This window comes from Paenibacillus sp. MMS20-IR301 (assembly GCF_032302195.1).
In the GTDB taxonomy this organism is placed as follows: domain Bacteria; phylum Bacillota; class Bacilli; order Paenibacillales; family Paenibacillaceae; genus Paenibacillus_AQ.
In genome coordinates this window covers 4,929,180-4,954,764 of record NZ_CP135275.1, presented here as the reverse complement: position 1 = coordinate 4,954,764, position 25,585 = coordinate 4,929,180, and the positions used below count along the sequence as shown (strand labels likewise).

At 48.2% G+C, this 25,585-nt stretch carries 26 protein-coding genes and 1 pseudogene; 21 read left to right on the top strand and 6 right to left on the bottom strand.

All coding sequences use genetic code 11. The features are described 5' to 3' along the window. Positions 1-182 precede the first annotated feature (182 nt). The 7 genes from tnpA (at position 183) to LOS79_RS21170 (ending at position 8,410) form a co-directional block, all read left to right on the top strand. The gene (gene tnpA / locus LOS79_RS33105; protein WP_397386675.1) at positions 183-494 is read left to right on the top strand and encodes an IS66 family insertion sequence element accessory protein TnpA; all 312 of its coding nucleotides are present in this window, start codon (positions 183-185) and stop codon (positions 492-494) included. Continuing rightward, positions 488-706, top strand: a complete 219-nt coding sequence (tnpB, locus tag LOS79_RS21195) for an IS66 family insertion sequence element accessory protein TnpB (protein ID WP_315412115.1) — start codon at positions 488-490, stop codon at positions 704-706. Before tnpA ends, tnpB begins: the two co-directional genes overlap by 7 nt. A gap of 471 nt (positions 707-1,177) precedes the next feature. Then, entirely contained in the window at positions 1,178-1,675 is a 498-nt protein-coding gene (locus tag LOS79_RS21190) for a hypothetical protein (RefSeq protein WP_315412113.1), read from the top strand. Positions 1,676-1,859: 184 nt separating this feature from the next. Continuing rightward, complete coding sequence (locus tag LOS79_RS21185) at positions 1,860-2,552, top strand: nuclease-related domain-containing protein (protein WP_315412111.1); 693 nt, start codon at positions 1,860-1,862, stop codon at positions 2,550-2,552. A 30-nt stretch (positions 2,553-2,582) separates the two neighbouring features. Then, positions 2,583-3,605, top strand: a complete 1,023-nt coding sequence (locus tag LOS79_RS21180; protein WP_315412110.1) for a restriction endonuclease — start codon at positions 2,583-2,585, stop codon at positions 3,603-3,605. A 181-nt stretch (positions 3,606-3,786) separates the two neighbouring features. After that, the gene (locus LOS79_RS21175; protein WP_315412109.1) at positions 3,787-6,024 is read left to right on the top strand and encodes an MrcB family domain-containing protein; all 2,238 of its coding nucleotides are present in this window, start codon (positions 3,787-3,789) and stop codon (positions 6,022-6,024) included. Then, on the top strand, positions 5,996-8,410 hold the full coding sequence (locus tag LOS79_RS21170) for a DUF2357 domain-containing protein (RefSeq protein ID WP_315412107.1): 2,415 nt from the start codon (positions 5,996-5,998) through the stop codon (positions 8,408-8,410). The genes LOS79_RS21175 and LOS79_RS21170 overlap by 29 nt, the downstream gene beginning before the upstream one ends. Positions 8,411-8,683: 273 nt before the next feature. Here the strand turns inward: LOS79_RS21170 and LOS79_RS21165 are convergent, their stop codons facing one another. Together LOS79_RS21165 and LOS79_RS21160 are read right to left on the bottom strand one after the other, a co-directional pair. Continuing rightward, positions 8,684-10,423, bottom strand: coding sequence for a sensor histidine kinase (locus LOS79_RS21165; protein ID WP_315412106.1), 1,740 nt, complete (start codon positions 10,421-10,423; stop codon positions 8,684-8,686). After that, the gene (locus LOS79_RS21160) at positions 10,420-11,154 is read right to left on the bottom strand and encodes a response regulator transcription factor (protein WP_315412105.1); all 735 of its coding nucleotides are present in this window, start codon (positions 11,152-11,154) and stop codon (positions 10,420-10,422) included. The genes LOS79_RS21165 and LOS79_RS21160 overlap by 4 nt, the downstream gene beginning before the upstream one ends. A gap of 390 nt (positions 11,155-11,544) precedes the next feature. Between LOS79_RS21160 and LOS79_RS21155 the strand changes: the two genes are divergently transcribed. Beyond that, positions 11,545-11,856, top strand: coding sequence for a YbjQ family protein (locus tag LOS79_RS21155; protein ID WP_025708861.1), 312 nt, complete (start codon positions 11,545-11,547; stop codon positions 11,854-11,856). Here LOS79_RS21155 and LOS79_RS33100 read toward each other — a convergent pair. Next, positions 11,852-11,995, bottom strand: a pseudogene (locus tag LOS79_RS33100) (IS630 family transposase); the annotation flags it as partial. The gene LOS79_RS21155 and the pseudogene LOS79_RS33100 overlap by 5 nt on opposite strands. Positions 11,996-12,126: 131 nt before the next feature. On the opposite strand from LOS79_RS33100, the gene LOS79_RS21150 reads away from it, so the two are divergent. Both LOS79_RS21150 and LOS79_RS21145 read left to right on the top strand, forming a co-directional pair. Then, the gene (locus LOS79_RS21150; RefSeq protein WP_315412102.1) at positions 12,127-12,858 is read left to right on the top strand and encodes a CPBP family intramembrane glutamic endopeptidase; all 732 of its coding nucleotides are present in this window, start codon (positions 12,127-12,129) and stop codon (positions 12,856-12,858) included. Between the two features lie 169 nt (positions 12,859-13,027). Further along, positions 13,028-13,759 (top strand): Fic family protein, encoded by a 732-nt coding sequence (locus LOS79_RS21145; RefSeq protein ID WP_315412101.1) that lies wholly within the window; start codon positions 13,028-13,030, stop codon positions 13,757-13,759. 413 nt (positions 13,760-14,172) lie between these two features. Here the strand turns inward: LOS79_RS21145 and LOS79_RS21140 are convergent, their stop codons facing one another. After that, positions 14,173-14,400 (bottom strand): helix-turn-helix domain-containing protein, encoded by a 228-nt coding sequence (locus LOS79_RS21140; RefSeq protein WP_042172826.1) that lies wholly within the window; start codon positions 14,398-14,400, stop codon positions 14,173-14,175. A gap of 165 nt (positions 14,401-14,565) precedes the next feature. Here LOS79_RS21140 and LOS79_RS21135 point away from each other — a divergent pair, with 165 nt between their 5' ends. From LOS79_RS21135 to LOS79_RS21110, 6 genes are all read left to right on the top strand, one after another. Next, positions 14,566-14,895 (top strand): hypothetical protein, encoded by a 330-nt coding sequence (locus LOS79_RS21135; protein WP_315412099.1) that lies wholly within the window; start codon positions 14,566-14,568, stop codon positions 14,893-14,895. A 182-nt stretch (positions 14,896-15,077) separates the two neighbouring features. Then, positions 15,078-15,254, top strand: a complete 177-nt coding sequence (locus LOS79_RS21130; RefSeq protein ID WP_315412098.1) for a hypothetical protein — start codon at positions 15,078-15,080, stop codon at positions 15,252-15,254. An 85-nt stretch (positions 15,255-15,339) separates the two neighbouring features. Beyond that, positions 15,340-15,942: a restriction endonuclease gene (locus LOS79_RS21125; protein ID WP_315412096.1), complete on the top strand. Its 603-nt coding sequence runs from the start codon at positions 15,340-15,342 to the stop codon at positions 15,940-15,942. A 142-nt stretch (positions 15,943-16,084) separates the two neighbouring features. Then, positions 16,085-17,230 (top strand): stalk domain-containing protein, encoded by a 1,146-nt coding sequence (locus LOS79_RS21120; protein ID WP_315412094.1) that lies wholly within the window; start codon positions 16,085-16,087, stop codon positions 17,228-17,230. 11 nt (positions 17,231-17,241) lie between these two features. Further along, positions 17,242-17,466, top strand: a complete 225-nt coding sequence (locus LOS79_RS21115) for a hypothetical protein (protein ID WP_315412092.1) — start codon at positions 17,242-17,244, stop codon at positions 17,464-17,466. Between the two features lie 111 nt (positions 17,467-17,577). Further along, positions 17,578-18,378, top strand: coding sequence for a copper amine oxidase N-terminal domain-containing protein (locus tag LOS79_RS21110; protein WP_315412090.1), 801 nt, complete (start codon positions 17,578-17,580; stop codon positions 18,376-18,378). Positions 18,379-18,612: 234 nt separating this feature from the next. On the opposite strand, the gene LOS79_RS33095 is transcribed toward LOS79_RS21110, so the two are convergent. Both LOS79_RS33095 and LOS79_RS33090 read right to left on the bottom strand, forming a co-directional pair. Beyond that, positions 18,613-18,669 (bottom strand): hypothetical protein, encoded by a 57-nt coding sequence (locus LOS79_RS33095; RefSeq protein WP_233882814.1) that lies wholly within the window; start codon positions 18,667-18,669, stop codon positions 18,613-18,615. Positions 18,670-18,701: 32 nt separating this feature from the next. After that, positions 18,702-18,911, bottom strand: coding sequence for a hypothetical protein (locus tag LOS79_RS33090; RefSeq protein WP_397386674.1), 210 nt, complete (start codon positions 18,909-18,911; stop codon positions 18,702-18,704). A gap of 303 nt (positions 18,912-19,214) precedes the next feature. Here LOS79_RS33090 and LOS79_RS21100 point away from each other — a divergent pair, with 303 nt between their 5' ends. The 5 genes from LOS79_RS21100 (at position 19,215) to LOS79_RS21080 (ending at position 25,477) form a co-directional block, all read left to right on the top strand. Continuing rightward, entirely contained in the window at positions 19,215-19,337 is a 123-nt protein-coding gene (locus LOS79_RS21100) for a hypothetical protein (protein WP_315412087.1), read from the top strand. A 129-nt stretch (positions 19,338-19,466) separates the two neighbouring features. Then, positions 19,467-20,570, top strand: coding sequence for a slipin family protein (locus LOS79_RS21095; protein ID WP_315412086.1), 1,104 nt, complete (start codon positions 19,467-19,469; stop codon positions 20,568-20,570). Positions 20,571-20,708: 138 nt separating this feature from the next. Continuing rightward, the gene (locus LOS79_RS21090; protein WP_315412084.1) at positions 20,709-21,503 is read left to right on the top strand and encodes a hypothetical protein; all 795 of its coding nucleotides are present in this window, start codon (positions 20,709-20,711) and stop codon (positions 21,501-21,503) included. A 54-nt stretch (positions 21,504-21,557) separates the two neighbouring features. Then, a complete protein-coding gene (locus LOS79_RS21085; RefSeq protein ID WP_315412082.1) occupies positions 21,558-22,067 on the top strand; it encodes a riboflavin biosynthesis intermediates N-glycosidase in 510 nt (169 codons plus the stop codon). 335 nt (positions 22,068-22,402) lie between these two features. Beyond that, positions 22,403-25,477, top strand: a complete 3,075-nt coding sequence (locus tag LOS79_RS21080) for an EAL domain-containing protein (RefSeq protein WP_315412081.1) — start codon at positions 22,403-22,405, stop codon at positions 25,475-25,477. The last annotated feature ends 108 nt before the right edge of the window (positions 25,478-25,585 follow it).

The following is a 25,585-nucleotide window of genomic DNA, read 5'->3' as shown; positions in this document are numbered from 1 at the left end:
CCACATAAATAATGTTGCTGTTAAAAAGTTGGTTTGACTTAACCATACCACTTTAACAGCAACTTTTCTTCTCTATCATAATGCTATGACTATAGGTCGGTAAGCATCAAACCTAACCCACTTATAACCCCCCGGCAAAGCATGAGATCATAGGCATATTATAAATCGAGAAGATTTGCCAGATGATCAAAGCCGAACAACGCCAGTATGAGTGGACTGAACGTATCCGTGACTATCGAGCCAGTGGCCGCACCATGGCTGCATGGTGGGAAGCACAGGGGGGGACCCTGCATCAACTGAAATACTGGTTACGCAAAATCGATTCCAGCGTACCTTCCACTTCTACGCCTCACTTTATCCCGGTTACCGTATCTCCGCCACCTCGGGCTCCCTCCTTGACCCTTCGCTTCGGTCCGGCCACTCTTGACGTGCGGGAGGGTTTTTCTCCCGAGCTGCTTCGTCAAGTGGTTCAAGCCCTGGAGCCCATATGCTGACGCTGCCCGAGAAGGTCTATTTAGCCAGCGGTAGCACAGATTTACGTAAGTCTATCGACGGGCTCGCCGTCCTCGATCAAGAACATTTTCAGCTCAATCCCTTCGCTCCCTACCTGTTTGTCTTCTGCAACCGTCAGCGAGATAAAGTCAAAATGCTCTATTGGGAGCACAATGGCTTCTGGTTGAATTTCGCCTTATTTATGCTACGGTGAACCGTAGCATAAATAGCGTAAAATTGGAGAATTAAAGTTTTTCAATTTCCAATAGTATTTGTCTCCTTCACTATTTCACCCATCCCCCAACAACTCCCCAACAGAAACCTCTAGCGCCTTCGCAATAGCCACCACCTCATAATCCTGTACAAGCCTATATTGGCCCTCCAAGCGAGACAAACTGGTTGGACTTATATCTAAACCGAAAGTTTGCAACCTCGCAAGGAAATCCTTTTGCTTCATTCGTTTAGCTTTTCGAATAGCTACAACTCGGGTCCCGATGATGTTTTTGTTACCTGGGGGCTCTTTGCGATGTCTCATTTCCGTGTCACCTCACAATTTAACCAAATTGTATGCGAGGTAAGTGTTGTTTTAATGCGAATATCGAATTAAAATGAAATAAACCGATAAACGCATTAAAATTCTGTACATCGTCTACAGATATAGCTTTCCCAGGAAGGAGAGGGTGCGATGCAACATCTTACGCATAATTATGAGGAGGAGAAGCGCAAGCTGAATGAACTCGGAAATAAATCATTGGAGCAGGGGATTCCGCTAAGCAGCAATGAAGCAGTTCAGGCTCAGAGTCGTAAGGTGGATGAACTTATTAATCAGATGTATCAAGAAAAAAGTGGACATACAGCTTCATTTCGTTTGAAATTCTGTCTTGGAGGGGATGTGGTGAGCTTTCCAGCATGGTTTAAACAGACGATTCAAAGTCGATTGAATGAGGTTACCGCACAGATCGAGTATCAGTCCGAGCCTAGACTTCCTTTTGAAGAAGAGAGCAAAGCTTTTCAAGCATTATTTGAGTCCATGGACATTGCACATATGCCAGAGTTTGAGTACTGGGAGGACAAGCTTCAATTGAAGCAAGCCGTTATTTATGAACGCTTATATCTACAAGGGCTTAAGGATGGTATGCAGCTTGCAAATGCCTGTACTGCCTCTTCAGTTCTCTCGGACTAAGACATGTCCTGTGAAACATGATGTAAAAGTACATTAGTATCAGAGCAAAGAGTGATAAATGCATACTTTATTATTAGGCTGTCCATGCGACAGTCTTTTTTCTTGGTGTTTTTGGGGAGGTAATCCTTCCCATATTGTCGAATTACCTTACATATTGTAAATCCAGATGATATGAGGTTGGACTATGTTTAAAGCACTAAGGGCACTCTTTCAAAAATCAAACCCTAAACCGCCACAGGCTGCGACTAAGGCACAAACTCCAAAGCCCAAATCAAAGGTTGCCTCCACACGAATTGGTGAGCTAGGCGAGCATAAAATCAACATTCAACTGGATCAGTTACCTAAGGAGTGCAAATCGTTAAGCGATCTGATGCTCCCTAATCCCAAGTCCCGAACAGGCTATGCTCAGATTGATCATATTGTTATTTCCCCGTATTGCTTATTTGTCATTGAGACGAAAAACTATATCGGGGAAATTAAAGGTGGACGGGCGGATCAACAATGGTCAGTGAGCAATCGTTATAAGATGTATAATCCACTGAAGCAAAACTACGGACATATCAAGGCCATAGAGAGTCTGATAAAAGGGGTAGCGGCAGTAAAGTTTGTCTCCCTGATCTCATTCACAATGAGGTGTCGGTTCAGTATTGATCCTGAGCTGCGGAAGATTCATTCGGACGAACTGGTTGTCTATGATGTGGAACTAAGTGAGTTTATCTCTAGGAAGCTGATTAGCTTGAAGACGGCAGCACCTGATCCTCCTATATCTACAGTACAAGCCCAGACCATATATGATCATCTGGTTCAGGCAAATATTTTAGATGCAGAGATTCGTAAGCTTCATGTACAGAGAATTAAAGGGAGCAAGAATTATTGAAATCATCACTTTTATAGAGGGGTGTTAACTATGGGGAATATGTGGCTTGTACGAGCAGGGGAAAGAGCATACCTTATTGACGAATTTATAGAAAAACAAGCTGTGGCAATTGGTTGGGAAGAATTAGGTAACATTAATGCAGTGAAAACATTACAAGAGATGAAGAAGCTTTTGAAGGTGACGTATCCTGAATATAAGGATGGTAAAATCAACATTACTGCTGGCCAGATTTTTCGTTTTGCAAGTGAATTTAAAATAGATGATCTTGTAATCACTTATAATCCGGAAGAGCGTCTCTATTACATAGGAAGAATTCATTCGAATTATGAATATAAACCTGATTATATTACGGATCAGCCCCATATTCGCAGAGTGAATTGGGAGGGGACGGTATCCAGGGATGTTTTGTCAGCGAGTGCCCGAAATACACTTGGTTCTATTATGACTATTATAGCTATTCCCAATGATGTTCAGAAGGAATTGCTCAAGCAAATGGCAACTGGTCAGGCAGGAAATAATCCATCGAATCAACCCATAGAGTCTGTAAAAGCTGAGACGGAGGAACAAGCAGAGGAATTAGATCTGATTAAGGAAGACGTTATTGAGAAGTCTAATGAATTTATAAAGGACAAGATTATTAAATTAGACTGGAGAGAAATGCAGAAATTTGTTGCTGGCATCCTAAGAGGAATGGGCTACAGGACGAGAATATCACCTGATGGGCCCGACCGAGGAAGAGATATTATTGCATCTCCAGATGGTCTAGGACTGGAAGAACCCAGAATTATAGTGGAAGTAAAGCACCGTGAAGGCCGTATGGGATCTAATCAAATACGTAGTTTTACCGGAGGATTAAGGGTAGGGGATCGGGGGATCTATGTATCGACTGGTGGATTCACCAAGGAAGCGAAGTATGAAGCGGAAAGATCGAATATCCCATTATCGTTAATAGACTTGGATTTGCTCGCGGAATTAGTCACGCAATATTATGATCAATTTGATTCAGAGACACGAACGTTAGTACCGTTAAGGAAAATATATTGGCCGTTATAAGTTTAAATGTTTTTGTACAATATGATGGGGCTGTCCAAGCGACGGTCCTTTTTCTTATTTGCATGATTGGAAGGAATACATTCCCAAATTGTCGAATTACCTTATATATTGTAACAAGGCCGTTGAAAGTCTTCTTAAGTAATCCTAGACTTCAAAATCAATAACGATCCTGGAGGACTCCATGCCATTACCGGAAACAATCGCACAGATTTTCAAGCGCAAGCAAAAATCATATAAGATGGTCCTGATCCTATCCTTGATCGAAGAGCTAAGAGCCTCTCATAAGGAGCGCGTATCGTTCGATAGCGTTAAGCAGCGATTCCTTAACTATTTCATCGCCGAACAGGACAGAGGGAACCGGGTAGATCTGCCACCAGGGCGAGAGTTATGGAGAGAAGCTCCCAAAAGCCAGCTGAAGGATATCATTAACAGCCCTGTTAATGCACTCTCGCATATTTTGTTTGTGAATTCGGAAGATAACACGATAGGGTTTCATAGTCAGATTCACAGGCAGTTTGGGGAAGAGGAGCTTTCGCAGTTAGAACGGCTTGCCAGTGAAGAACTTCGATCTTACAACGCTGCTTTGCAGCGCTTTTCTTTGCAAGGTTATTTGGAGAAAATCCTGGCAGAGTATTCCTCTGCCAAACAGGAGATTTTCGCGGGTCATCCTCTGGGTACATTGTTTCGTCAGACCCTTCCTTCCGAGCTTAAAGCGTTACCCTTCATAGATGAGCAATACAAGGTTCAAGGCTCGGTTGGACAAGGGAATTGGGCGACGGTTCCTTGGCTGGCTATTCTGGATAAACGAATCACGGAAACGACTCAACATGGGGAATATGTTGTGTATCTGTTTGCTGAGGACATGAGTGCGGTGTATCTTACGTTTAATCAGGGCGTAACGAAACCAATTCAAGAGAAGGGGCGCAGAGACGGCTATGCTTATCTGAGAGACCGCAAAAAAGCGCTTCTAGACCTTCTTGCTCTGATCAATATGAATAAGGATGAGAACATTCGTCTCGTGGATAGCGGATTAGGACAAGACTATCAGGTATCGACGGTCGCTTACATTAAGTACGAGCGGGGAAGCGTTCCGAATGATGAGCAGCTCATTCAAGATCTTGAGAACGTAATCGAAGATTACCGTCTATATGTGGAATCGGCGACCGCTCCCAGTGATGACGAAGCCCTTGATGAGGAAGTGGAACTATTGCCACAACAAGCCGAGCCACTGAAGGATGAGGAAATTACAGGTGTCCTCCACCAAATCCAATCCCACATCCGCCGCCAAGGCTTCTTTTTCCCTGAGCATCTGATCGAGAACTTCTACCTCTCATTAAAGGCTAAGCCTTTTGTTATCCTTGCGGGGATATCGGGGACGGGGAAGACACGGCTGGTGAAGCTGTTTGCGGAGGCGCTTGGTGCGACGCGGGATAATGGGCAGTATACCTTGATTCCGGTACGGCCGGATTGGAGTGATCCTGCGGATCTTCTGGGGTATAAGGATCTGGCGGGCAGGTTCCAGCCGGGTCCGATGACAAAGGTGTTCGTGGATGCGCGGCAGACGGAGAATCGGCATAAGCCTTATTTTATCTGCCTGGATGAGATGAATTTGGCCCGGGTGGAGCATTATTTCAGTGATATGCTGAGTGTGCTGGAGACGCAGGAGTGGCGGGAGGGGCAGATTCAGACGCAGGACCTTATCTCTCCTACCTTGCTGGGTACGCCTGAGGATCAAGAAACCTATGGTGGCCTTGGCATCCCGGAGAATGTGTTCCTGATCGGGACAGTGAATATGGACGAGACGACGCATCCTTTTAGCAAAAAAGTACTCGACCGCGCCAACACACTGGAGTTCAATTACATTAATCTGCAGCAGTATCCGCAAGAGACTGGGCAGGAGGCTGGTGATCCCGCTGAGCTAACAGAGCTGAACCATCTATTCATCCGTTCCGATTATTTGCAGCTGGTGGATGCCTATGATACTCATCGAGAGCTCGTTGTCCGCACAACGGACAGGCTGGTTCAGATCAATACGCTGCTGGAGGACATTCACGCTCATGTGGGCTTCCGGGTCCGGGATGCGATTTGCTTCTATATGATTTATAACGAACGTTATGGCCTGATGGAGGAAGACAAGGCGTTTGATTGGCAATTGCTGCAAAAGATTCTACCGCGCATTCAAGGAAGTCATTCTTCGGTGCGCCGAGTGCTGCTTAACCTAATGAAGGTTGCGATAGGGGATAGTGCCGGTATAACGGTAAAAGTTGATGACCTCATGGAGGATGCCTCATGGCTCTATATGAAATGGGCTGCCGGGCAGAATCCGCCTGACGCTAAGCATACGCAGAGTGCACGCAAATTGGCTTACATGCTAAGGAGGCTGGAGGAAGATGGGTTCACTTCATTCTGGCTCTCTTAATCAGGCGGTGGAATTGCTCCGTATCGAGACGGAGCTTTTTACGCTATATGTGCAGGGGCGGCCCTACCATCCCACGGTGGAGACGCTGCAGCTTCATCGTTCCCCGGATCAGGCGTGGGTGAATGCTCAGCTTGGGCTTGTGTGCTCCGAAAGGCTCGGAGATGTGCAGATCAAAATCTTTTCCCCTGAAGCTTACGGGATGGTGGATTGGCAGCCGGGGGAGGCTGTCTTTCCTTGTTTTTATGAGACGCAGTCGTATGAACTGGTGATTCAGAGTAAGGCGGCGGGTAAGCTGTCCTTCTACCATGATAATGTGCTGCTGCGGCAGGCGGTTAAGCCTCTAGGCGATTCGATTCTTGCGGGGGTGCTGAACTTCGGGAATGAGGTGGGGCTGACGGAGTGGGAGATTCGGTGTGAGGGGCAGACGGTGCTGCGGGTAGAGATGGAGATCTATCCCTCGAAGATGGATTACAAGCTGGATTACCAGAACCTTCTGAATGAAGTGAATGAGCAGATCTATAATCTGGCTTTTGATTTCTTGCGCCGGACCTACCAGTTAACGGGACTGCGGGAGACGCAGCATCAGAGCTTGACGGAGTTTTTTACGATCCTCCAGCATATATTCGGGCAACTCCTCGATGCAGTTGAGCGGATTAACAAGAACCCTAATGTTGCGCTGCTCCAGGATCGCCGTTTGGTGGACGCCAACCGGGTCAAACAAGCCGGAAGAGAGAACATCCGCGAGCTCGCGAAGCATCCTGAACGATTAAGGGAAGAACCAAACCATGGATTCATCACCATTGGTAATCGGAGCTACGCAGCCACGCACTTAATGGAGACGCGAAAGCGCCTCGCCTATGATACGAACGAGAACCGGTTCATCCGCTGGATGCTGGAACGGGTTCATCGGAAGCTGAAGGAGCTCAAGATTCACTGGAAGAAGACAAGCCGGACCCCCGATCCTGTGCTGATCAAAAGACTGGATTCGATGCTGACGCAAATTGAGCGCGTGCTTAAAATGGATTTCCTGCGTGAGGCCGGAGTGCTGAAGCAGATGTCTGTTACGCTGGTGCTGCAGATGGCGCCGGGATACCGCGAGGTCTATCGCTGTTATCTCATGCTGCTCAAGGGCCTGTCGATCCAATCTGACCTGTTCCGCCTATCCATGAAGGATGTCGCGCAGCTCTATGAATACTGGTGCTTCCTCAAGCTGAATCAGCTGCTGGGGCAGAAGTATAAGCTGGTGAAGCAGGATGTGATTAGGGTGAACCGGAACGGGATTTTTGTGACGCTGGACCGCTCGCAGAGCGCGAAGATGGTCTATGAGAACCCGGTGAACGGGGAGCAATTCATCCTCTTTTATAATGCGATTCCTGATACGGATAGGACCCCGACGCTGAGCCAGCGCCCGGATAATGTGCTCACCTTGAAGAAGAGGGATGCGGGACAGATCAAGGAGTATAAGTATGTTTTTGACGCGAAATACCGCTTGAATCCTGCATATGAAGATACGCCTTACCAGAGGAAGTATAGACAGCCGGGGCCGGAAGAGGACGACATCAATACGATGCACCGTTATCGGGACGCGATAGTGTATCAGGAGAAGGGCTCCGGGGAATATGAGCGAAGCATGTTTGGGGCATATGTGTTGTTTCCGTATCCGGATGAGGAGCGGTATAAGAGCCACCATTTCTACAAGAGCATTGAGCTGCTGAACATCGGTGCCTTCCCGTTCCTGCCGAATTCCACAAGCCTGGTGGAGCAATTCCTGGATGAGATTATCCGGGACAGTCCGGAAAAAGCCTACGAACGCTCAACGCGTCCACGCGGGACGAGGGAATATTATGCCGATCAGCTGGCGGGCAAGAATGTGCTGGTCGGTTCTGTCCGGGGGCCGGAGCAGGTGGGGGTGGCGCTAGCGAAAGCTTTTTATCATATGCCGCTTAAGAATCTGGCCAGCCAGAAGATACTTACCCAGATCGAATATATTGCCATGTGCCAATCCCGGAAGAAGTTCATTGATCCCGCTAAAACAGGCATTCACTGGGTAGGGAAGTTAGCGGACTGGAAGGTGCTGCGGCGTAAGGAGATTAAGGAAGTCCCTTGTCGGCCGGGTAGCGAGGAAGAGTTGTATGTGCGGTTTACTGTTGAGGGTTGGAAGCAACTGGCCGCCCCTATCGCACTGGGAGGACAAAGGATCTATACGGTGCTCTATACGAGCAAGTATATCTTGGACCGGGCCTTGGAGCTTGCCGAACTCCGTCTGGAAACGGAGGATGCGCTGCGCGAGTGGCGCGAGAAGCGCCGCAAGGGCAGAGTTAAGGTGAAGCTGGATCATGCGGAGTATGTGGATCTGGGGAGGGTTGTGGAGGTAAGGAATATTTGAAGTAACGGGAGGCCAAATCATTATGATAATCAGCAGCTTCCTAATTACCGTGATGGCTGCACTTGCTGTATTCGGTACGTTTGAAGTATATCGGGAGGGTGTTTTTTAGGCGTTCCCGTTAATTGTGTTGTATGTGTTGACTCTGCTTACTCCACACATGTCGAATCGTGTTGTGCATACAGATCAGTCTCCCCTTAGAGAGGAGAAAGAGCGGTGTCCTGATTCTGCTCAGCTGAGCGCTTACACAGGGAATAATTGTTCCCAGCTAAACGCTCAGTTGGGCAATAAGATCTCAATTATTGTGCCTTGCCACACTTTGGATTTTACCTGGATTTCGCCGCTATGCGCTTCCACGATGGTTTTGGCGATGCTCATCCCGAGCCCGGAGCCTTCCGTCGATTCATCGGAATTCGTTCCCCGGTAGTAGCGGTTGAACAAATGATGCAGCGTTTCCTCGTCCATCCCTTTGCCATTATCGATTACTCGTATACATGCCTTGTCGTTCATCCTGCCGACATAGACGTTGACAATCACGCCAGGAGGGTTATGCTTCACGGCGTTGGACAGCAAATTGTCCATCAACCGCATCAGCCAGGTTTCATCGGCCTGTATCAGCAAGGGACACTCCTCCCCAACATAGTGAAACTGATACTCAGACATCATGGCGTCGTTGACGTACTTCAGTACGGAGCAGCGCACCAGCTCAACCAAGTCGATCTCCCGAAACTTCATGATAGAATCGCCCTGCTTGAGCTGATGAATCAATGAGAAGTCGGAGATCAGCTCCAGCATATAATCCCCCTTTTCCCGGATCGTCGAGCCCATGATGCGCAGTTCCTCTTGGCTCCATTGCTCAGGCAAGCTCTCCAGCATATACCCATAACCTTGAATTGTGGCCAGTGGCGTGCGCAGATCGTGGGAAATCCCTGACATCCACTCCGCTTGCGCCTTTTCCAGCCTCTCGCGTTCCTTCTCGATCTGAGCCAATTGATGAGTCATCTGATAGAAGGATTCAATCACTTCCTTATAAAGCCTGTAGCGGATGCGCATCATGCCGTTGCGGCGGAATACCTTGCGCATGTCCTTGGCGGTCAGTACCTGGTCGTACTGTCCCTGGCCCATACGTTCGAACCAGCCTGCGAACAGAATCAGCGGCTGACCGTAGCGGTAGCCATGCCAGATGGAAATCGGCAGCGCCAAGAGCAGGATCAGAACTATAATCCGGACGAGTCCACGCGTTGCTTTTTCCATCACAGGATGCTTCAGAGGGACTCCCGCTGCATGGGGTGTATAGAGAATCCACGTCATTCCACTCCGCTTGTCCCGATGGGCGACAATATTCGTGTCATAGTTGCTGGGCGATTGCTGGATGGCCAGGATATCCAGCTGTCGATACGCCTTCTGCACGTATGCTCCATCGCCGATGCCTTGTATGATATGGCTCTCGGGGTCGATCACCTGCAGATAGCTGCCGGTTTCGCGCAGCCGCCGGTCCAGGTGGGAAACCGCTTCGCTACGCACGATTCCATGCTGCCCGTAGGCATCAAACCAGGTAACGAGCTGGTCAAGGTCAGGACTAGGATAGCCCAGCATATACAGAAGCGGGTCTTGGAAAGCAAAATTAAGCTGAGTGTGTACGGCATACGTCCCAAACGTCCGTGTCTCTTGGATATCGAGCAGTTGAGCGATGGAGTAGGAGGCCGGCAGCGTATGATGCGGAGTTGTATTGACGGCGTAGATCACCCCTCCTTCGGCACTGACAACCTGCAGCCACATGCCTTTTTCCTCGATGAGCTTGTCCCACTCGGGGGAGATCCGAATCGTACCGTGCTTGTAATGAGCTTCTTGAGCGATCTGTTGGAGGACGCCAACCGGAAAGTTCCGGCGTATCTCATTACTCGTCATGTTCTGAAAAAACAAGATGCAGGCAACCAGAGTAATAGCCACCATAAGCAGGGCATAAAAAATCAATTGATACGTGAAGTGGAAGGCCATGCGCTGTTGGATCTTCATCGCTCCTGCGGCTCCTTCACCAGCTTGTAGCCAAGCCCGCGTACGGTAAGCAGCAGCTTCGGATTACCGGGGTCGATCTCGATCCGCTCTCGGATGCGCCGGATATGCACCATTACCGTCGAATCATCGCCCTGTCCGTTGATCCCCCAAACCTTGTCGTAGAGCTGTGTTTTGGAAAATACGATGCCGGGAAACTTACAAAAGTGCAGCAGCAGCTGGAACACCTGCGCGGGGCAAGGAACTGGCTGTCCCTCCACGATTAGTTCGCCCTCCGCCTCGTTGACGGTGAAGCGGCCAAACCGATAAATTCCCGGATCGGGCCGTTTCGCCGGACTGGACGTCGGGGTTTCTGGCTCCAGCCGCCGTAGGCGTGCCTGAATTCTTGCGGTCACCTCCAGTGGATTGAAGGGCTTCGTGATATAATCGTCCCCGCCCATAGCGAAGCCTCGCAGGACATCGAGATCGGAAGCCTTGGCCGTCAGAAACAAAATATGCGGATTCCCGTATTTGCGGAGCTTGGAGCAGAGCTCCAGGCCGCTGCCGTCGGGGAGCATGATGTCGAGCAGGATGATATCGGGGGCTTCACGCTTCGCTAAATCGAGAGCTTCCGCACAGGTAGAAGCCGCGTACAGCAGATGAAACCCTTCCCTGCGGAGCACCATTTGCAGCATCGTGACAATCGAAGGCTCGTCGTCGACGATTGCGATTTTAAAATCGGATAGACTTGTCATTGTTTTCACCCATTTCCATAGTAGCATAATCACTTTAACAGAACCTAAACGGCGGGAGTGAAATTAAGCTGATGTTTGTCTATCCGTTTAGGTTCTGTTTCATTGGGACTGGTAGGGTAGGGGTGAGAAAGCTATTCGAACATACAAAGGATTGGTTTATGAGAAGATCGTCCCTAGTCACCGCAACTCTTGTTGTATTCATGTCGTCATTTTCGTTCTCAGCCTCGGTGACATGTTGAGCCGAGGTCATTGAGGATACCGGCAAGTGGATGCTGAACCAAGCTGGCAGCGCCCAATCGAAGCTCATCCGAAAAAGGCCGGTGGGGCCTGAAGCGGAGAACAGCAACAAAAGTATTACCCTATAGCCAGGCCAATTGAGGAGGATAATTTATGATTATAACCACTACATCAACTATTGAAGGTTCCCCGATAAGGCAGTATCTGGGCATTGCCACCGGTGAAGTTATTATAGGAGCCAACGTATTCAGAGACTTTAAGGCTTCGATTACCGACCTCGTAGGGGGGCGTTCGGGCGCTTACGAAGGCAAGCTTCAGGAAGCGAGAGATACGGCATTTGCTGAGATGACTCAGAAAGCTTCAGGGATGGGAGCTAATATGATTGTCGGAGTCGACATTGATTATGAAGTCATTCGCGATGGCATGCTGATGGTTGCCGTAAGCGGGACGGCTGTGATCGTTTAACACCACGATGTTTGCCTGTTGTCTGGATGACATGTGGCTTGCTTTTGAGAAAACACGTATGCTGAAGCGCTTGGTAATCGCGGATCATCGACTCATCTTTGAAGAGCAAGTGAGCGATTTTCTCTTCCAGTAACCTTTTTTCAAAGTAGGAAAAGTTCTAGCGTAGGTTGAAGTTCTTTTTTTGACAATGTAGAAATGAATTCCTTTGGTTCAACTTATATACTAAATAAGTCGTTATCTACGCATAACGATGCAAAGAGGTGTACACCCGTGAAAAATGTTCGAAAATTGTCTGAAACTGAAAAGGAACGGATGGAGGTAATTGGCTCTTCCACGTCCACTATGCCCCAAGCCCGACCTGGCTGGCCAGAGACCCTAACTGCACTGGGTCTTTATCTGATCGGCATTATTATGCTCGGTCTTTGGATGTCGCAAATCCCTGACGAGCAAGCCATCTTGCGAATTAACATCGGGGGTGTAGGCAATGGTCTCGTTGGCCTCGCCGCCTTGTTCGCAGCCTACGCCCTGCGGGTTCGCGATCTGCGCGCTTTCGGTTTCCGGGCGATCGAACGGAAATGGCTGCTTGTGGGAGTCGCCCTCGGTATTGTCGCGTTCGGCGGATGCTTCGTTATAGAGGGGGTCTATTTTCACTTCATCACCGAGCTGAACAACCAAGCGGACTTCCAGACAGCGGCGCAAGGCGGCGCGCTCTCACTCTTCGTTCTGCTTATCACTGGCGCTATCCTCACGCCGCTCGGCGAGGAGTTTGTATTCCGTGGCGTTATTGCCAATGCGCTGAACCGTTATGGAGCATGGGTCGGCGTGGTCGGCAGCGCTGCGATCTTCGGCGTCGTTCATGGATTCAACGTCATACTGTTCGACGCATTCATGGTCGGCATCCTGAATGGTATACTGTTCCGTAAGACGGGTTCCATCTGGCCCGGGGTCGTGGTGCATATCGTGTATAACGGCCTCAATCTTCTCTACTATTCTACGATATAGATCTGTAGCGGCCTCTTTTGTTCTTGGCGGGATCCATGCCTAGCTCAGACCGAATCTCGCACAACTGCATATTTTACAATAGAGAATGCTATAATGATAACAATTAGGTAAGGCTATTTTGGCTGTTAAGATACATGGAATCATTCTGAATTTACTGGGAGAAATGTGGATGAAATATGAAACATTAATAGAGCTCTTACAGGAAGAAATGAAGATGGGGCTTAAAGGAGGGCTGTACCATCAGACCCAAATTAAGCTTGCCTATAACTCCAACCGGATCGAAGGCAGCCGGTTATCTGAGGATCAGACCCGATATATTTATGAAACCAACACAATAAACGTAGAACCTGAAGAAACAGCAAGTGTTGACGATATTATTGAGACGGTAAACCACTTCGCCTGCTTTGACTATATGTTGAACCTTGCACATGAAGACTTATCCGAAGAAATGATCAAGGAATTCCATAGAATCTTAAAAAGAAATACTTCAGATGAAAGAAAAGAATGGTTCCGCGTGGGGGATTACAAAGCCAGGCCCAATGTGGTAGGAGATATGAAAACGACTGCTCCGGGAAAAGTGACAAGCGCGATGGAGAGGCTGCTCACCATGTATCACCAAAAACCCATTATTTCCTTTGAGGACATCGTAGACTTCCATCATGAATTTGAAAGCATCCATCCTTTCCAGGACGGAAACGGTCGTGTCGGTAGGATCATCCTGTTCAAGGAATGTTTGAAAAATGGGGTACTCCCCTTTATCATCGACCATGAGCATAAGCTGTTTTATTACCGCGGCCTGAAGGAGTACTCTTCGGAAAAAGGATATTTGCTGGACACCTGCCTGTCGGCACAGGACAGATATGAAGCGGAGGTTGCTTATTTCTTTCCGGAATTGAAGTAGCTATTGATCATAATGCCGTAGGTACGGATGTACCAAATCTTCGTGGAACGGTGTCGACCGGATTCGAGCTTGTAATCAACCTTCACTTTTCCGAGCCGCGAAGGGTCTTTGGGAACATGCGAAGGTTGTCACGGCTGAAGGTGTGGAAGGTTCGACTGTACTTGGCGGAGGAACATCCGCAGGTGGGAGAACAACGCCCCTTCCGGCGGTTCTGGGATCTGTCAAAACCGTTGGATCTCATCTCGTTCCCGTTCGGACCAATGGGAATTCCGGCGGGAGCAGAGTTTTTCGGGATCTAGTAATGTTGGTCAATCCTTGTATTGCATACTGAAGGCTCCAAAATGGATGCGTTATTGCGTCCACCTTGGAGCCTTTTTGGTGCTTTATAAGAGCGAGGGATGCTGAGAAAATGGTCAATTTGTATCTTCTGTATCCACCAAATCAATAATCTCCCGAATATCGTCAATATCTAAAGACTCTGCAATCCTAATGATATGATTAAAGTTAATACCTTCTCTTTTATTGTTGGCCAATTCGCTCAAAGCAGCGTGCCTAACATCGGATATTCTTGATAGCTCTCTTAGAGAGATTCCATGTTTTTTTGTTAATTGAGGTATTTTTACGATGACTCTCTTTCCCATAAGAATCTCCTCACTTAGTTGAGTCTAAATCTTGACTATACGTATAAGCGTACCGTATAATATTTCCAAGTATGGTACGCATATGCGTAACATAAAAACATATTGTTCTTCTTATTAAGTAAATGACGTCTACAGATATAGCTTTTCCAGAAGGGAGGGGTTGGAATGCAGCACTTGAGTCAGAAATATGAGGAGGAAAAACGCAAGCTGAACGAACTTGGGCAGAGATCACTGGAGCAGGGAGTTCCGCTTAGCGGCAATGAAGCGGTTCAAGCTCAGAGCCGTAAGGTGGATGAAATCATTAATCAGATGTATCAAGAAAAGAACCGGCATTTAGAGGCTTGTCATTTAAACTTCTATGATGGAGGAGATATGGTGAGCTTTCCGGCATGGTTTGCACAAACGATGCAAGGCAGATTAAATGAAGTGACCGCACTAAAGGATGGTATGCAGCTTGCAAATGCCTTAACTACTCCTTCTGATCCCTCAGATTAAATTTTAATCAAAGTGCATATGTATACTCCTGTTTAGGCTGTCAGTACGACAGTCTTTTTTCTTGTTTTTATTTTTGGAAGGGATATATTCCCATATTGTCGAATTACCATACATATTGTAAATCCTATTACCGATGCCGAGATTCGCAAGCTTCATGTACAAAGAATAAAGGGAGGTCAACTATGAAAAATATGTGGCTTGTACGAGCAGGGGAAAGAGCATACCTTATTGATGAATTTAAAGGAAAACAAGCTGTGGCAATTGGTTGGGAAAAACTGGGTAACATTAATGCAGTGAAAACTTTACAAGAGATGAAGAAGCTTTTGAAGGTGACGTACTCTAAATTATATTACAGATAAGCCCCATATTCGCAGAATAGATTGGGAGGGAACTGTATCTAGAGATATTTTGACGGCAAGCGCCCGGAATACTCTTGGTTCCATAATGACTATTATAGCTATACCCAACGATGTTCAGAAGGAATTACTCAAGCAAATGGAAACTGGACAATCAAGAGGTAATTCACCAGATCAACCAACAGAGCCTGTGAAAGCAGAGACGGAGGAAGAAGCTGAAGAGTTAGAGATCATCAAGGAAGACGTCATTGAGAAGTCCAATGAATTTATCAAAGATAAGATTGCTAAGTTAGACTGGGAGCAGATGCAGGAACTTGTTGCGGGCATCCTAAGAGGAATGGGCTACAAGACACGAATATCACCTAAAGGGCCGGACCGGGGAAGAGATATATTTGCATCCCCTGATGGTCTCGGGCTTGAAGAACCCAGAATTATAGTGGAAGTAAAGCACCGTTCAGGCACTATGGGATCTAATCAAATACGCAGTTTTACTGGAGGATTAAGAGTAGGAGATCGGGGGATTTATGTGTCTACTGGCGGATTCACCAAAGAAGCCAAGTATGAAGCGGAAAGATCTAACATCCCTTTATCTTTAATAGACTTGGATTTACTCGCGGAATTAGTTACGCAATACTACGATCAATTTGATTCAGAGACACGGACATTAATACCGTTAAGAAAAATATATTGACCGTTATAAAATCAAGGACTGTAACAAGATGAAAGATTTCCTTGAGCGAGCACTCAGGGGCAATAATCTCAGGCCAAAGAAAGCTTTGCGAAAATTGAGATTAAACGGAAAGCCTAATCTACTATAGAACGGAATAGATGTCATGATTAAAAAAATGGTAAATATCATTACATTATGTGCACTAAGTTTGGCAATGTTCCTTATTTCTATCCCGATACAAAGTGAGAAGGTATTTGCTGAAGAAAATGTTATTCAAACTGCGCGATTAATTGTATTCGGGAAGTTCTATAAATTAGATGCTCCAGTGATAAAAATGAACAACAAGATATTATATCCGGTATTTGATCTCTTACAATCACAGGGGGTTGCTAAGAAAAATATTAAATGGAATGATCAATCACGAGTACTTACAGCACTATTTGGTAATTCCACTTCGTTTACGTTAAAGCTGGATAGCACGGTCGTTAATAAAAATGGCAAGAAGTATAAGGAAATGAACGTCCCTCTTAAAAAAAGCAATGGGGTATTATATGCTTCCGCAGAAGGCATAGCTGAATTGTTTGGCAACAAGGCTTACTGGGAGCATACTTTGCAGGCAGCTATAATCAATTTGCCAAATAAAAAAAATAAAGCTGTTTTGAATCAAGACTTGGTTAGTGCGGTTCAAGTTGCTAATACATCTTTAGTGGCTTCTCTTTTGGCAGACGGAGCAGATCCAAATATGAAATGGGATAAAAACTCCCTGCTGCTTGGTGGCTTGGTCCAGGATTATTTAGATGAGACGAATAAGTATAGCGAGATTGCTTTAGTACTTATTGAACATGGCGCTGATGTGAATTTTAAAAACCCGTTTACCTGGTATACATCATTGAGTTTTGCCATTCGTAATAATGAATATCAGGTTGTGGAGTTATTGTTAAGAAAAGGTGCGGACCCTAATCTATCTTCAAATCCTATAGGTACTTATGCTGAAACTCCGGTTCATATATTGGGGTCAATTGGATTTAAAGGAAGCGATCAAGAACGTGCCAGAATGCTGAAACTGCTTAGTCAATATCACGCAGATTTAAATGTCTATGATCAATATGAAAATACTCTTCTTAGCTGGTTGATCGCTTCGTATACTTGGGATGACCGGAAGTATCCGGTTACTATTACAACAGCAATTAAATTGGGAGCAAGAGAAGGAATTCAAGAGCTTGCTCAATTAGACGATGAAGGGCTGGTACTGGAGCTAAAGGAATTAGTTGCAAAGGGAGGGCTTGACGTAGATACACACGGCCTATAACTCGCTCTGAGATGCTGGCCGCCCCTATTGCACTGGGTGGACAAGGGATCTATACGGTGCTCTACACCAGTAAGTATATCTTGAACCGGGCCTTAGAGCTTGCCGGGCTCCGTCTGGAAACGGAGGATGCGCTGCGTGAGTGGCGGGAGAAACGCCGTAAGGGCAGAGTTAAGGTGAAGCTAGATTATGCAGAGTATGTGGATTTGGGTCGGGTGATAGAAGTGCGGAACATTTGAAAGCATCCAGGAAGAGTGCAGACCTTAAGCATTTCATTCTATTCAAATTATAAACGGTAAAGGGAGAGAACAATTATGAATGATCGCCATCATCCATTGTGTCGGCTGGTTATGAAAACCTTGATTATGCTGCTATGTGCAGGTCTGCTGCCGGCAATTCATACGGCGGCTCCTGCGCAGGCTGCGCCGGTAGCAGGAGGCCAGATCATGCCGGTAATGATCAATAACCAATATGTGCTGTTCCCAGGCAAGCTGGCGCCCTATATGCAGGCAGGCCGATTAATGGTTCCTGTCCGCGCGCTCGCAGGTGCGCTGGGTGCGCAGCTGACCTATGATGCCGCAACAAAGAGCTCCACGGTATCGCTTCTTGGTGAGAGTGTGGGACAGCTGCGGGCCGGACAGGCCACAGCGGTAACCGGAAACGGCAGCACTATAGCGCTTGGGGCGTCCCCGCAGCTGCGGGAGGGCGTGCTGTTTGTGCCCATGAATCCTCTCCTCACTGCGCTGAAGAAGGTGAAATGGGAGAACATGTCCAACGTGCTAGGCCGAAACGTACTGCTAGTGCAGGGCCGGGGGGATACGGAGCTGCCGCAGGCTAAGGCTTGGCAGAGCGTTACCCCGTTTGGAGATCTGGGCGGGGAGCATCAGCATCCCTTCTACCCTACACTGCTGACGCAGACTACCGACGGCAAGAGCTTCCGGCTAAGTCTTAGTGTGATTAACGCCTCCGGGTTTGTCATTCCCAAGGCTACTTCCCGCTTGGAGTTCGTCGCTGTGGACAGCCGGGGACAGGCCGTAGTCCGGCAGCTTCCCGGTCCTTCACAGGCGACTCCTAAGGCGGCTGCCCTATCATTCACCATCAATGTTCCCACAGCGCCGGATTATGTGATTTTTAATTCACGCACGGAGTGAAGATCGCTGAATACAAAATCCTAATATGCTTGAGGTAGATTTGTTTTGGGTTTATGCAACTGTGAATTTCTTACTTTTTGAAATGATTTGTGGTATAGTAAAGGCAGAAAAAACGTACAATGGCAAAGAGAGCCGTGCTGGACACACGACTCTCTGCGCAATAGCCGCTTTTAAGGGCGGAGGCTTTAAAGGGTTATCCATTGAAATAGGACCGCTACCTTTGACCGGGGCGGCCTATTTCTTTTTGTGGAAAGATAGAATCAACACAACCAGAGTCGCGAACGAAATCATTAGCGTCAATGCTTGGTATACCTCCACAGGCATCACCTCCCTTCCGGGAGATTAGCCGACCGCCCATACAAGCCTTCTATTGCTTCTGCGATTATACCATGAATGGAAAATTTTGAATATACGAACTGCCCCCTCCCAAAAAGCTCAAAAGCAGGCCTAACCCACCTGCCCTTGAGCTTTTTTCTATGCATCCCCAATTCTCCATCTGGAAATTTTTTCTCCTGTCGTAATACTTTCGCCATGTTCGTTTCGCCTGAGTTCAGCGATGATAGAACCTGTAAGCAACATCTTGAATCTTAGCATCTTAGTAAGTTGATAACGCCGAACGCGTTCATCATACATTGGTTCTTATCCGGGCGGCGTAACGAGGCGGGGATCTCAAGAAGATCCCGCAGTGCCGGCATGTATGTTACGGTATCCTGTACGGTCCGTTTTGGTAAGAATCCACTTGGGGTTCGATTCCCCAATCGCCTTGGGAGCGATTATTGGTATAGTACTCGATTTCCATCGAGCCACAATTGAGCACAATCTGAGTAAGCAAACCAATGGACAGAATCTCCGGCGGCTGGTATAGCGCACTGCGGCAGGGCTTTGCAATCCGTGGATACCGGCAGCAGGGCAGCAGGGGAGGCATCTGGCAAGGACAGAAGGATACGAAGGCTGGCTGAAGCAGGGTTTAGCTTTCAAATCACAATGTCCTCCCGGACCTCCCGGCAGCCATCTGTCTCAAACGTGATTCCGCCTGATCCGCAGCGGAATTCTGCCATCCATTGGCCAATCATTAAGGGGGTAATACTATGCTGAAGCAAGTAACGATTCAAGCGGACCAGCGCGGTCTGCTCTTTCATAAGGGAAGTTATGTGAAGCGGCTGCTGCCGGGAACTTACCGCTACTTATCCTGGTCGCAGCACACGGTGACCATACTGAATATTGCCAAACCGTTCAGCGTTGAGGGCAAAGACCTGCAGCTGTTCTTGCAGGATGAAGAACTGTTGCGGGAGCTTGAAGTCGTACGCGTACAGGATCATGAGCTTGTTGTGCACTATGCGGATGGTCAATTCATGCAGGTGCTGAAGCCGGGTGTGTATGCCTACTGGAATCTCCTGAAGAAGCACACCTTCGTACATACGGATATCAGGCAGCCGGAGCTGCCTGCCGGAATCGACCGCTCGATTATCACGAAGCTTACTCCGCATGTACAGTGCAGCGAAATCGCGAGCTACGAGCTGGGCTTCCTGTTCTATGATCATACGCTCCAGCGGGAGCTTACGCCGGGCAAGTATTATTTCTGGAAGGGGCCGGTCTCGGTGCTGACGAAGACGGTCGATCTGAGACAGCAGCAGATGGATCTGGTGGGCCAGGAAATGATGACAGAGGATAAGGTTACGCTGCGTCTGAACTTCGTCTGCCAGTATAAGATCGTGAATCCGCACCGCGTGCTGGAGATGAAAGCGTTCGACGAACAGATCCACATCCAGCTGCAGCTCCTGCTCCGGGAATATGTCGGGACGCTGAAGCTGGACGATCTCCTGAAACACAAAGAGGATGTGGCCTCCTTCATCCTGGCCCGGATCAGGGAGAAGGAAGAGGAATTCGGGGTACGGTTCCTCGGGGCAGGGGTGAAGGATGTCATTCTGCCGGGGGATATGAAAGACATCCTGAACACCGTCCTGCTCGCAGAGAAGAAGGCGCAGGCGAACCTGCTCACCCGCCGGGAAGAGACAGCTTCGACACGCAGCCTGCTGAATACGGCGAAGCTGATGGACGAGAATCAGACCCTGTTCCGGCTGAAGGAGCTGGAATTCCTCGAGAAGATATGCGACAAAATCGGCTCCATCTCGGTAACGGGCGGCGGAGACCTCCTGGAGCGGTTCAGCTCACTTATCAGCAGTACTAAGTAGACCGCTCCCCGGCGGTCTATTTCTTTTGTACAGATAGATAGAAATGAATTTCGTCAGAGTTCCGCAAAACAGGTTATTATAGAAACAATAGAACTAAGCTATAGAGCCGATTAAGACGAAACCAAGGAAGGTGATCCCATGGACAAGCAAGCGAGGAAAATCCTTATGAATACCTTCTGGACCTCAGCCGGCTGGAAGGGGACTCCAAGTCCGTTTACCGGTGACGACTTCGACTATGCCAAGAGTAAAGGGCTGATGTTCGATCCTGTAACCATTACGCATGACGGGATTATAGAGCGGCTGCATGAGCTGCATGGGTCGATTACCAAGGAACGGGTAGCGGCTGCGTTCCTGCATAGCTTGTCGACGAAGAAGGTCCATTTGCGGAGTGCGCTGTCGAGCTGGGCGCTGACTTCTAGTGTACCTGTGCATACCTACGAGCAGCGGAGTGTGGTGCGGCCTAATTATAGCAGCTGCGGGGATTGTAATTTTCACAGGTTAATGTCTGATAGGGACTATGGGAATGAGGATTTGAACGTGCTGAATTTCGAACGGGTGAAGTGGGGCGGGATTCGTCTGAACTGGCTCGTCTACTGCTGGATGGATCTTGAATTATTCAGTAAAGAAGAACCTGTTGAGAGTACTGCCGAGGATGTGGCGATTCTCTCTGGTATGCTGGAAGCGGTGCAGGACTGCGGGGATTATGAGGGTGCGCGGATGCTGGAGAAGCGGTGGAAGGATATAGTTCCTTCGAGCAAGAATGAACGGGATGTACTCATGGAGATTTGGGGTTATGCCGGGATATTAGTGCCGCTTGATACTCCACGGAAGCGCAGAGGCGGGAGCTCGGATTATGAATCGGTGGCGGAGTGGCAGGGGAATGACAGGTATTCCCGGGAAGCGGTGGAGCATTATTTCGGTGCGTTTCTGTAAAATCTTTAGATCTTTTGTCCGGTAGGGGACTAATATAAGGAGGCTGAATCATCAATGAACGGCGAAAAAGATGTGCGTAAAATAATCGAAGCTGAGAGAAAAGAGCTTTTAACCCGTAATCCCGAAGAACGCATTATACGCTTCTATGAAACAGATAAGCCTTACGGCTGCTTCTCCAATTTCGCTAAGTATCCCATAGTGTTAAAAGGCAAGGAGTGGGCAACCACGGAGCATTATTTTCAGGCGCAAAAGTTCGCAGGTACGGCGCATGAGGAAGAGCTCCGGCTCGCCCGCACGCCTATGGAGGTAGCCAGAATGGGCCGGGAACGGAGCAGGCCGCTGCGTCAGGACTGGGAAGCGTGTAAGGATGATGTGATGCGGGAAGCATTGCTGGCCAAAGTGGAACAGCATCCCGTGATTAAGTCGATCCTGCTGTCGACAGGCGATTGTACCCTGGTTGAACATACAGCCAATGATTCCTATTGGGGAGATGGCGGCAACGGCGAAGGCGGTAACATGCTGGGCAAGCTGCTAATGGAAATAAGAAACGGGCTGGATGAATAGGTGCCGGAGCCGGAGGCATGGGAGAAGGCTGAAAAGTTTAAAGAAGAGTTCAGGAGAAGAAGTCAGGATACGGAGTGAAGCCTAGATTATTTATTTTGAACAAAAAAAGCTTGTCGTGGTGGACGGATGTTACTGGGAAGCCCCCTATGAGCTTGTCTTCTACGATCTCTCGAGCCCGATGAACCTCCCGTATCTTTAAACAAACTATTTTGTGTCTTCTCCTCAAGCGGTCTATTCACAGCCATCCATTTTTTTCCGAAATATAGGTATAGACATATTCAGTAAGGTTTCTCTTAGACAAACATTATTCGCCGTAATCCATGGAGGGGCCAGCCATGTCATTAGCCTATGTTTTTTCTTTAGTATTTTTTGTTGCGTTTGCCGTTTATTTTATTCTGGGAATCTATATTCTGTCGCTTAATACAAACAGCAAGCTGAACCGGCTCTTTTTTGTAGCCTGCTTGGCCCTTGCCGTATGGGCTTTTTGCTTCTCGATTGCTAATTCCGCTCAGGATTATGAGACGGCTTTGCTGTGGCGCAGATGGACTTCCCTGGGTTGGGGAACGGTGTATAGCCTGCTGCTGCATGCCTGTCTTCTTTTGACAGAGAGACATAGAATTCTGCGGACGAAGTGGATTTATGTGCTGATCTACCTTCCGGCGGCAATCAATGTCTGGGCCTTTGGTTACAGTGATCTGGCAAGGGAACAGTACAAGCTCGTTCATACTGCTGCGGGCTGGGTCAATGTCTCGGCGAACAGCTGGAGCGATGTCTGCTTCAATATTTATTATGTGGCCGTTACCGTTGTGGGATTGCTCCTGCTCTGGAATTGGGGGAGGAATTCGAAAGACAAGGTAAAGACAACACAGGCCTACCTCTTCCTGTCCTCCTATGGTACCGCCATGGTCTTAGGCACTGTAACGGATAAGATCCTCAATACATATCCCTCCTTACAGACTCCGCAAATGGCACCGGTCTTTGTTCTTATCCCTACAACGGCTATTCTCTATGCGATTAAGCGGTATGGACTAATGGGTCCGGGAAAAAGCGAGAAGGCTGCGCCGGGGAAAATCCTGAGTGAAAGCAACATGGAAAGATTCATTACCATCATGTCCTTCACCTATATCCTTGGAGGTATGCTGAATTTCGCAGCACAGTATTTCTTCGTTCAGCAAGCCCCCGGGCTCCATTCTCTTTTATTAACCAGCCTTTTCTTCATGGCTATAGGCATACTGCTTACGATGATCAAGTTCATACCGGTACAAGCAGATATTAAAGAATTCATCTTCATGTCCGTTATGCTGGTATCCCTCCTGCTGCTCGCGGTTAACTTTATAGATTCTGCAGGGATTACTGTGTGGGCGGCGCCGATTATTGTTGTGATGCTGTCCGTTGTATTCAACAGAAGGCTGATGATCTCGTGGATCGGCACCGCTATTCTGCTTACGCAAATCTATATTTGGGTGAGAGTGCCTGAAGCCGCTGTCCGGATTGACGGTTCGGATTACCTGGCCCGGATTGGCATTATGATTATCGTTCTGTGGCTGGCCTACTGCGTCAACCGGGTATATATTCAGCGTCTGGAAGAGAATGAAGGCCAAATCAGGTTTCAGCAGATGGTCTCCCGGATTTCCGGCGCATTTGTTAAGGTGACTGAATCAGATCTCGATGACACGATCAATGAGCTGTTAGCGCTGTGCGGGGAGCATTTCCAGGTGGACCGGACTTTTTTCATGAGAATCACGGAAGATCCGCAAATCTATGAATGGTGCAATGAAGGCGTGCTGTCCGCGGCTGATATCATTCCCAAGGTGAACGGCGATGAGCTGCCATGGTGGATGGACGAGATTATGCATACGGACCTGGTAACCCTAACGGACGTGGACATCATGGTGCCGGAAGCCTGCACTGAAAAAGATACATTGAACTCCCTCGCGATGAAGCAGCTGATCTCCATTACAGTAAGGAATAAAGACGCGATTCTGGGTGTACTGTTCTTTACCTCAGCCAAGGCGGCCGGCCATCTCGGGGCTAATCAACAGGAGCTGCTGAGAATTCTGGCCAATCTGTTGTCAGATGCACTGGTCAAAGTGGAAGCCGAACGGGAAATCAGCTATCTGGCGTATTATGATGCTCTGACGGGGCTACCGAACCATACCTTGTTCAAGCAGCAGCTGGAGCAGACGATCGGACTCATCAGAGGCACCGGCAAGCAGATGGGCGTACTGTTCATTGATCTGGATGCTTTCAAAATCGTGAATGATACCATCGGCCACCTTGGCGGAGATGAGATGCTTAAACAGGTAACAAGCAGAATATCCGCCTGTTTAGGTGAGGGGGATATGGTCTCGCGTTTCGGCGGGGATGAATTCCTGATTAAGCTGACCGGGATTGAGCAGGCGGAAGATATCAGCAAGGTTGCTGAAGACATCCTGCTGTCGGTTGCCCGGCCCATAATTGTCAAAGGCCAGGAATTCTTCATTACAGCCAGTGCGGGAATTGCAGTCTATCCTGAGGATGGTGACCGTACAGACGAGCTGATCAGGAATGCGGATCTCGCGATGTATGCGGCCAAGGAAAAAGGGAAGAATCAGTACGCCGTATGCTCCCCGGCCATGAAGGAAGAGATGCTGACCACTACGCAGCTGACAAACAGTCTGTACAGGGCGGTGGAAAGAAATGAACTAGAGCTGTACTACCAGCCGCAGGTAAGTGTGCTGACCAAGGAGATTGTGGGGCTTGAAGCCCTGGTCCGCTGGAAACATCCGGAGCTTGGGATGATCTCCCCGGCGACCTTCATTCCCTTGGCAGAGCAGACCGGGCTGATTATCCCGATAGGCCAGTGGGTGCTGGAGACGGCATGCCGGCAGATGAAGGAGTGGCAGGCGCTGGGGCTGCCGCAAGTGCGGATGGCAGTGAACCTGTCTGTTATGCAGTTCCAGGACCGGAACCTGCTTACTATGATTGGCAGAACCCTAAGGGATACGGAGCTGGAACCGGAATATCTGGAGCTCGAGATTACCGAGAGCAGTACTGCAGCTGATGGAGAGGACTATATTGTTCATGTGCTGCATGATCTGAAGGAGCTGGGCGTCAGCATCTCCATTGATGATTTCGGCTCCGGGTACTCTTCCTTAAGCAGATTGAAGACATTGCCTGTCGACCGGATCAAGATAGATATGCAGTTTGTGCGCGGCATTTCAGCAGGCAACGACGATGAGGCGATAGCCAAGACCATTATTCAGCTGGCCAAAAACCTGAAGCTGCATGTGATTGCCGAAGGGGTGGAGACGGAGGCACAGTTTGACTTTTTCGACCAGTATAAGTGCGATGAGATCCAGGGTTATTATTTCTATAAGCCTATGCCTGCCCCTGAGATCGAGACCGCCTTGTTGAGTGCGTCAGCTTAAACGTTAAACCCCATTATACCTTTTGCCTATAGCCAGATATCAATTATAAGTCTTATGTAGACTCTCCTCCTCCATGCTAGAATCAAAACACGAAAGCAAGAGATGTGT